This is a genomic window from Loktanella sp. DJP18, from assembly GCF_049310965.1.
Taxonomy (GTDB): Bacteria; Pseudomonadota; Alphaproteobacteria; order Rhodobacterales; family Rhodobacteraceae; genus Loktanella.
Genome location: NZ_JBMERN010000247.1, coordinates 1 through 2,727 on the forward strand (window position 1 = coordinate 1; position 2,727 = coordinate 2,727).

Consider the following 2,727-nt stretch of genomic DNA (forward strand, 5'->3'; position numbering starts at 1 on the left):
GTATGCGCCGTTCTCGCCCCATTGGGATTTTGCTTGCAGGCTGGATTTGCGCCGATGTCGGCTAACATTTTCGCCCTCGTGATTGCTCGCAATGAGCTTACTGAGGAGTCCCGGATGAGCTCATTGTGAGGGTTTGGCATCTACCGCATAGGCCCATGGCATCAGATCATCTATATTCTTGTGGAGATGGCCATTGGCGAGCTTGGTGAAGAGGTCGCGCAGGTAGGCATAGGGTTCGACGCCGTTCATCTTGCAGGATCCGATCAGGCTGGCGAAGCGCGCCCAGGAACGGCCGCCCTCATCGTGGCCGGCAAAAAGCGCGTTGCGGCGGTTCATGGCCGGGCTGCGGATTGCGTTTTCGACGAGGTTTGAATCGATGTCGACCCGGCCATCTTCGAGGAATAATCGGAAGCCCTCTTCGCGACGCAGCATGTAGGCCATAGCCTCCCCAAGCTCTGACTTGCGCGAGACGCGCGCAGCCTGTGCGGCCAGCCAGGCGAAGAACTGATCCGCCAGAGGGCGGGAGACCTCCTGACGCACCGCATGACGATAATCGGGGGCTGATCCGCGGATCGCGTCTTCGACCTTGTAGAGTGCTGCGATGCGCACCAGCGCCTCATCGACGATGGGTGAGCCCTTCTTCGGTTTGGCCTTGATCAGCTTGCGCCGTCCGTGGGCCCAGCAGAAAGCCAGCCGTAACGGATCGCCACCCGTGCGTTTTGGCGTGGCAAGGTGGGTATAGGCACCATAGGCATCAACCTGGATCGTGCCGTTGAAGTCGGCCAGGATCTCATCGGCGTATTCACCCTTTCGACCGGGTCGATAGTGGAACACGACGCCGGGCGGCGCGGTGCCGCCCCAGCCGCGGTCGTCGCGCAACACCGCCCACAGATAGCCGGTCTTGGTCTTTCCGCGCCCGGGGTCCAGCACCGGGGCTGTCGTCTCGTCAACATAGAGCCGCGTGCTGCCCTGCTTCAGCGCCACTGCCATGTGGTCGACCACCGGCGCGATCAATGCACCCGTCCGACCCATCCAGTCAGCCAGCACCGACCGGTCGATCGGCACACCAAGCCGCGCCATAACGACCGCCTGCCGGTTCAACGGCATGTGTTCGGAATACTTGGACACGGCGATCTGCGCCAGCAGCGCCTCGGTGGGCCAGCTGCTCTCCAGAAGATGCGCCGGGGCTTTCGCCTGCACCACACCCGTGCGCCCCTTGGGGCAGGCGTATTTCGGGCGGATCGTGACGATCACCTGATAGCGCGCCGGGATGTAATCCAGCCGATCGACCCGATCCTCACCAATCCGCACCATGTCCCCACAACCGCATGGGCAAACGATGCTGTCGGGCTCTATGACGCGCTCGACGCGCGTCAGGTGTTCCGGCAAGGCGCGCGCCTTGCGCTTCTTGCGCGGCGCCTTCTTCTCGGGATCGGTCTCGCTGGCCGCGATCTTCTCCTCGACCGCGGCAATCTGTTCCTGGGTTTCCGCGATGGCGGCTTCCAGATCCTCCAGCGCCAGCTCGAGTTGCGCGGGGTCCAGCTTTTCCGATTTCGGCCCGAACTTCGCATGTCGGTATTGTCCGACCTGACCTTCCAGCTTTTCGATCAGTGCCGTCAGTTCGGTGATGAAGGCGTCTTTCTCAACCCCCACAGCCTGTTCATGCTGGCGGGCCGCACGCTCGACAGAGGCTTCAAACCGTGCTGCATCCAGTGCTGCAGACTGTGCGGCAAATGCCTCCATCACTTGGGATGGAAGGTCTGGAAACTGGCTGAGATCGAAGGGCTGCGACATGCAGATTCATAGCCGATCCGAACAGGAAAGGCCAATAAAACAACGCCAGAACAGCTGATTAAATCATCCCGCTGCACTGGGTGGAGCGACCCGCTGCGCAACGATCCGGCGCCAGTCCAGACCTTCGAACAAAGCCTCATACTGGGCCCGCGACAGCCGCATTGTCCCGGCCTGAACCTTCGGCCAGGCAAAGTTGCCTTGTTCCAAAACCTTGTAGACCATCACGAGACCTGTTCCGTCCCAAACCAAAATCTTCAATCTGTCGCCGCGTTTCGAACGGAACACGATCGTCACCCCTGAATGCGGATCCAGCTTCAGCTCGGTCTGCACGATCAGTGCCAGCGCCCGATGCCCGCAGCGGAAGTCCACCGGACGTGTCGCAATCAGGATCGACTGACGCTGTCCCGCGACGATCATGCCAACCCCCGCAATGCATGCGCCATCGCTGCTGCCCGCTCTGCCGGAACATCGCCCGGCACCCGCAGCACGAAGTCGCCACCCATCTCGATAGTGATGACCCCGCACATCGGTCCGGCATCTACTGACAAACCGACACTCTCATCTTCTACAGACAACGGCACGAAGGCCGGTAAAACACCTGACAAAACTCCGGACATGGCGTCCGCCGACAGAACCAACTTACCCAAGCGAGCCTGCCGGCGCCAATCCGACAGCTGATGCGCGACCAGACCATGCCGCCGGGCAATATCCACGACCCGCACGCCAGGCTGAAAGCTCTCTGCCACGATCCGGGCTTTCACCTCATCCGGCCAGCGTCGATATCCCCGCGTTCGCGGCAAAACCTCAATGCAGCCATCAAACCCATCCCCGCCGTCCGCCATTGCCATCTCCTTCTGAAATCTCAGAAGGAAACTCGCTGCTCCACCAGCGTAACGGAACCGTGGAAATCAATGGGACGGGGACGGCGCTTAC

3 protein-coding genes are annotated in these 2,727 nt (G+C 61.3%); all 3 read right to left on the reverse strand.

Features of this window, described 5'->3' with window-relative positions; all coding sequences use genetic code 11:
* Nucleotides 1-120: 120 nt before the first annotated feature.
* The 3 genes from tnpC to tnpA all read right to left on the reverse strand — a co-directional run bounded on the left by tnpC (nucleotide 121) and on the right by tnpA (nucleotide 2,636).
* Entirely contained in the window at nucleotides 121-1,794 is a 1,674-nt protein-coding gene (gene tnpC / locus ACOI1H_RS24650; RefSeq protein ID WP_422440884.1) for an IS66 family transposase, read from the reverse strand.
* A gap of 63 nt (nucleotides 1,795-1,857) precedes the next feature.
* On the reverse strand, nucleotides 1,858-2,211 hold the full coding sequence (tnpB, locus tag ACOI1H_RS24655) for an IS66 family insertion sequence element accessory protein TnpB (RefSeq protein ID WP_422440885.1): 354 nt from the start codon (nucleotides 2,209-2,211) through the stop codon (nucleotides 1,858-1,860).
* Nucleotides 2,208-2,636, reverse strand: a complete 429-nt coding sequence (gene tnpA / locus ACOI1H_RS24660) for an IS66-like element accessory protein TnpA (RefSeq protein WP_422440887.1) — start codon at nucleotides 2,634-2,636, stop codon at nucleotides 2,208-2,210. The genes tnpB and tnpA overlap by 4 nt, the downstream gene beginning before the upstream one ends.
* Nucleotides 2,637-2,727 lie beyond the last annotated feature (91 nt).

Excerpts from the sequence above, each read along its gene's own strand:
- tnpC (WP_422440884.1), bottom strand. The coding sequence starts at position 1,794 with ATGTCGCAGCCCTTCGATCTCAGCCAGTTTCCAGACCTTCCATCCCAA.
- tnpB (WP_422440885.1), bottom strand. The coding sequence starts at position 2,211 with ATGATCGTCGCGGGACAGCGTCAGTCGATCCTGATTGCGACACGTCCG.
- tnpA (WP_422440887.1), bottom strand. The coding sequence starts at position 2,636 with ATGGCGGACGGCGGGGATGGGTTTGATGGCTGCATTGAGGTTTTGCCG.